The organism is Hydrogenimonas sp. (genome assembly GCF_029933015.1).
In the GTDB taxonomy this organism is placed as follows: Bacteria; Campylobacterota; Campylobacteria; order Campylobacterales; family Hydrogenimonadaceae; genus Hydrogenimonas.
Genome location: NZ_JAOZOZ010000115.1, coordinates 1 through 5,112, shown reverse-complemented (window position 1 = coordinate 5,112; position 5,112 = coordinate 1). Strand labels below are relative to the sequence as shown.

Annotated in this window: 6 protein-coding genes; all 6 read right to left on the bottom strand. The window is 57.6% G+C overall.

Going from position 1 to position 5,112, the window contains the following annotated elements; translation table 11 throughout:
• Positions 1–911, bottom strand: a 911-nt coding sequence (locus Q1K23_RS07520) for an NnrS family protein (RefSeq protein ID WP_300363529.1), incomplete at its 3' end; no start/stop codon positions are given.
• On the bottom strand, positions 911–1,186 hold the full coding sequence (locus Q1K23_RS07515) for a TMEM165/GDT1 family protein (protein WP_300363528.1): 276 nt from the start codon (positions 1,184–1,186) through the stop codon (positions 911–913). The genes Q1K23_RS07520 and Q1K23_RS07515, both read right to left, overlap by 1 nt.
• On the bottom strand, positions 1,187–1,924 hold the full coding sequence (locus tag Q1K23_RS07510) for an ATP-binding cassette domain-containing protein (RefSeq protein ID WP_300363527.1): 738 nt from the start codon (positions 1,922–1,924) through the stop codon (positions 1,187–1,189).
• On the bottom strand, positions 1,912–2,694 hold the full coding sequence (locus Q1K23_RS07505; RefSeq protein WP_300363526.1) for an ABC transporter permease subunit: 783 nt from the start codon (positions 2,692–2,694) through the stop codon (positions 1,912–1,914). The genes Q1K23_RS07510 and Q1K23_RS07505 overlap by 13 nt, the downstream gene beginning before the upstream one ends.
• Positions 2,695–3,666: an ABC transporter substrate-binding protein gene (locus tag Q1K23_RS07500; protein ID WP_300363525.1), complete on the bottom strand. Its 972-nt coding sequence runs from the start codon at positions 3,664–3,666 to the stop codon at positions 2,695–2,697. It lies immediately after the preceding gene.
• 72 nt (positions 3,667–3,738) lie between these two features.
• Positions 3,739–5,112: TonB-dependent receptor (locus tag Q1K23_RS07495; protein ID WP_300363524.1), on the bottom strand; the 1,374-nt coding region annotated here is incomplete at its 5' end.

Genomic DNA, 5,112 nt, shown 5'->3' with positions numbered 1-5,112 from the left:
CCCGCCAGATCGTTGTAGCCGATCAGCGCGTAGCCGGCGGCGATGAGCACGGGCAGCAGGATCAGCGAAGCGATCAGCCGCTTGAAAAAGAGATTGGTCTCGTCGTAGGCGATGAAGTCGTTGAGAATCGCCAGGCTCGCCGCCGCCGTGCCAAGGGCGATCCATCCCAGGGCACGGTTTTCGGGCCAGAAAAACTCCACCGTCGTATAGAGCGCGATCATGAAGATCGTCAGGTTATAGGCCGGAGGCCTGGCGAAAAAGATCTCTTCGTACCCCTCCTGCTCCAGGGTCTCGTTGACCGCCTCGATATTGACCCGACGAATCGCCAGGACAATGAGCACCATGAAGACCCCCAGGCTCGCCTTGAGCACCGCCAGCGGCGATGTCGCCACCCATCCCGCGGCCGAGAGGTAGAACCACACCTGCATCGCCTGCACCGCCACGAAGGCGTAGGCGATGCTCACATGCCGTTTGGCCGGGTCTTTGAAGATCGGTTTGGCCACCAGCGCGGTAAGCCAGGCAAACAGCGCCACATTGATCGCCATCGCCGGATAGAGCGTGATCCACCCCGAAAGCCAGAACGCGACGCGCCCGGCGATCCAGAGCGCCATGATGTTGCGCAGCGTGGGGCCGACGATGGGGACCGTGCCGGGATAGAGCTCGGGAGCCCCGGTGAAGATGAAGGCGGCCATCCCCAAAAATCCGACGCCAAAAAGCATCTCGTAGATGTGCCAGCTCATCGTATCGCCGATCATGGGCAGCGGCAGGTAGCCGGCGTAGTGAAGCACCCAAAGCAGGATCGAAAGCACCATATAGGGCGCCATCAGCAAAAAAGCGGGCCGAAAGCCGTAGGCGAGCCAGATCGGAAACTCCCCTTCGGGATAGGATTCGTAGTGTTTGGTGGCGGCCATCAGAGGGCTCCTTTGAGGGTCCAAAGACCGATAATGACAAAGAGCGTACCCGAGACGATTTCGAGTATCCGCTCTCCTATATAGCGGGAGATCGCTTCGCCAAAAAGCACGGCCACGGCGCTGGTGGCCACGAGGGCCAGGGCCGACGCGGCGAAAACGAGCCATTTGGAGTGCTCCGTGCCGGCGGCGAATCCGAAGGTCGCCAGCTGGGTCTTGTCACCCATCTCGGCCACAAAGATCGAAACGAAGATCGTCAGAAAGATTTTCCATTCCATCTATTTCAGCTCCAGTTCGAAGGTTTCGATGATTTTTGGGTGGGCAAGCAGCCTGGCCGTCTGGGTGTAGACCCACTCGTCGGTTCGCTCCTTCTGGGGAAGGTCGAAGGCGAAGGTCTCGACGATTCGGCCGGGATCGGGTTCGAGCAGAAGAATCTTGTCGCTGAGACGGATCGCCTCCATCAGATCGTGGGTGATGAAAAAGATCGTGATCTCTTTACTTTCGATCAGTTCGATGACATGGTTTTGCAGCTCCCGCTTGAGGCCTATGTCCAGCGCCGAGAACGGTTCGTCCAGAAAGAGCAGATCGGGCCGGGTCACCAGGGCCCTGGCGAAGGAGACCCGCTGGCTCATGCCTCCGCTGAGCTCTTTGGGAAATTTGTCGAAATCCTCCTCTTCCAGATCGAAACGCAGGGCGATTTCGCGCGCCTTTTCGAGGCGTTCGGCTTTGGGAACGCCCCGGGCCTTGAGGCCGAAGGCGATGTTGTCGAGCACATCGAGCCAGGGAAGCAGGCGGGGATCCTGAAAGGCGATCGCCTGGGTGGCGAAGCTGTTTTCGATCGTCCCTTCCTGGCGATCCAGCAAGCCGGCGCAGAGCCGCAGCAGCGTGGTCTTGCCGCCGCCGCTGGGTCCCACGACGGAGAGGACTTCTCCTTCCTTCAGCTCGAAGGAGATATCTTCGAGGATGGTCTGATAGCCGAAGGAGAAGGTGAGATTCTCCACTTTCAGTCGCGCCATTTTTCCACCTCCCGCTTGATCGGTTCGAGGAAAATGTACTCCACCACCATCAAAAGCCCCACCATCACCACGACCAGCGCCAGCGCCGTTTCGGTATCGAGCTGGCTGCGGGCCAGGGCCAGCTGGGCGCCGATGCCGTCGCTGGTGGCCAGCAGTTCGGCCATCACGACGATCTTCCACGCCATCCCCAGCGCGCTGACCCACGCGGGAAAGATGTAGGAGAAGATATGGGGGATGTAGATGTCGGTGAATTTCATCGTCCACGGAACCCTGAAGGTATCGGCCATCTCCTCGAACTTGTCTTCGAGGGTGCGCGTACCCTGAAGCGCCCCGATGAAGACGATGGGCATCGACGCGACAAAGACCGTGAACTCCACCGTCGCATCCCCCATGCCGAACCAGATCATCGCCAGCACGATCCAGGCGATGGGCGGCATGCCCATCAGGATCGTCACGATGGGACGGCTCGTGATGGAGGCGGTGACGAAAAATCCCGCCAGCAACCCCAGCGCCGTTCCCACGCCCATCGAAAGGGCAAAGCCCACCAGGGCGCGATCGACGGTGATGGAGAGGTTTTGCAAAAAGGCTTCGTCTTCAAAGAGCTTCAAAAGGTTGGCGAAGGTATCCAGCGGCGAGGGAAGGATCATATCTCCATAAAACTGGTTGCCCACGTCCCATGCGGCGATGAAGAGAAAGATGGCCGCGATGGCGCCCCATCCGCCCCACAGAAAGGCGGGAAAGTCCCGTACGATCTTCTTGACGGCGTCCATTTAGCGGTAGAACCCTTCATCCGGAAGTTTGCCGCCGATCATTTTCGGGTCTCTCTTTTGCAACTGCTTGAAGAAAAACTCGACATCCTCTTTGGCTTTTTTGGCGGGAACCACATCGAGTTGCACATGGGCGATCGAATCGGCGATCGCCTCTTCGTTGAACATTTTCGTATATTTCACGACCAGTTTCGCCGCCTCTTCGGGGTGGGTCTTGTACCACTTCGCCGCTTCGTCGTAAGCTTTCATGAAGGCTTCGATCACTTCGTCGTTTTGTCGCATCTTTCCGACGACGGCCATACCCGCCTGCGCGATTTTCGGCTCGATACCGAAAGCCCTTCCCCACTCCTTTTGCAGATCGATGCCACGGTAGAGTTCGGGCGCGATGACACTGACGGGAAAGGATTTGGTTTTGCGAAGCACCATCGAAGTGGCGGGTTCTGGCAAAAGGGCGTTGTCCTGGCGACGCATAATGAGCTGCTGGGCCGCATCCATCGGGTTGGAGACGTAAAGCAGACGGATATCTTTTTGGCTCAGGTTCTCCTTCTCCATCACGGTTTGCAACACGATATCGGGCATGTCGCCGCGCCAGGGCACGACGAGCGTTTTGCCTTTGAGATCGTGAAGCGTTTTGATCTTGGGGTCGCGTACCAGAATGTGCAGAATGCCCCAGATCGATACATTGAGCAGCCGGATCGGCTGCTTTTTGTTGTAGAGGATCGCGCCGACGTTGGTCGGCACGGCGACGAAATCGACCTCCTTGTTGATGATCATGGCCCGAAGCTGATCGGGATTGTTCCAGAGGCGAAACTCAACTTTCTTGGCGTAATCGTTCAAAGCACCGTTTTCGATCATACGAAACACGGGATGCGAAACGGTCGCCGACGGACCGGCGATGACGATTTTGTCGAGCTTTGCACCCAAAAGCCACGACGCGCTTATCAAAAGCGCCATAACGATTTTTCTACCGATCATTCAAACTCCTGTTAAATTTTTTCGACATTATAGTGTTTTTGATATTAATTATCATTGATATCTATCAACTTTTCAGAGTTTCATGCGTACACCGCCGTAGATGAAGGGCCCCACACTCGAACCGAGCACATCGTCGACCTTTTCGTCGAAGACGTTGTCCACTCCGGCGAAGAGTTCGATCTCTTCACTCCATCGCCACGACGCGCTGACATCGACGACGGTATAGTCATCGGTCTTGCTCCATCGCTGGGACTCGGTGGGCGCTCCGCGATTTTCGATCTGCATGTAGTACTGCTCACCCACGTATCGGCCCGAAATCGCAAGGTTCAGGCCGCTTGTCGGCGCATAATCCAGTGTCGCCATGACGGTTCTTTCCGGATTGAAGGGCAGATCTTTGTCGGTCTGTTCGTTTTCCGTGCGCAGTTCGCTCCAGTAAAGCCCCAGATGAAAAGTGTCGTCGAACCGGTAACCGACGCTGGTTTCCAGGCCGTAGGTCTTGGCGTCGCCGATGTTTTCGAAAGTGTGCGCCCGCGGATTGGTCCCGTAAGGGCGGACGACCTGCTGGATCATGTTTTCGACATCGTTGTAGAAGGCGACCACTTCGTAATCGAACGCCTTCCACCTTCCGGCCAGCGCAGCTTCGTAGGCGTCGGTCTCTTCGGGCTTGAGGTCGTACCCCATCACATCGGCACCCACCTGCAGGCCGTTTGGCGTGTTTTTGAAGATATAGAGTTCTCTGATGTCGGGAGTGCGGTACCCCTGGGCGAAGTTGGCCCGGACTCTCAAAGCCTCGCTGAAGGTATAGAGCGCGCCGATTCTGAAAGTCGCCTTGTCGTCGGCGTTGCTGATGGTGTCGTAGCGGGTTCCTAGAATCAGATCGAGAGCGTCGGTGACGCTCCACTCGTCCTGCAGATAGGCGGCCTGGTAGTAGACGCTCTTTTCGCTCATGCCGCTTCCCTGTCTGAAAACGGTCGCCTTGCGGTTTTCGTCCCTGTATTCGACACCGCCCGTCACCAGATGGGCGTCGACGGGCATCCAGGTCGCCGTCAGCTCGCCCACCACGATGTCCACGTCGGCATTCATCCCGCTGGCGGCCGAATCCTTTTCGGCGGCATATCCCATGTCGGCATACTCTTTGGCGGTCGTGGTGTTGCGCTTTTCGTAACTGCTCCAGTAGACCCTGGCTTTCAGATCGAGCGTATCGGTAGCCATGTAGCGAAGATCGGCCGAAAGATCGAGCCGCTCGTTGTCGTCGTCGGAATTGACCGGCACGTTGTAGGCGGGCAGTCTCTTGCCGGGTTGGGGCTGGTAGTTGGTGGGGTGGAAATAGCCCACGTAGACCCCCTTGCGCTCCTCGCTCAGATAGCCGACATCCACACTTCCCGTGACGGCGTCGGTGAAGTCGTACTCCAGATGCCCGCCGAAGTTGAAGACGTCGCTCTCCTC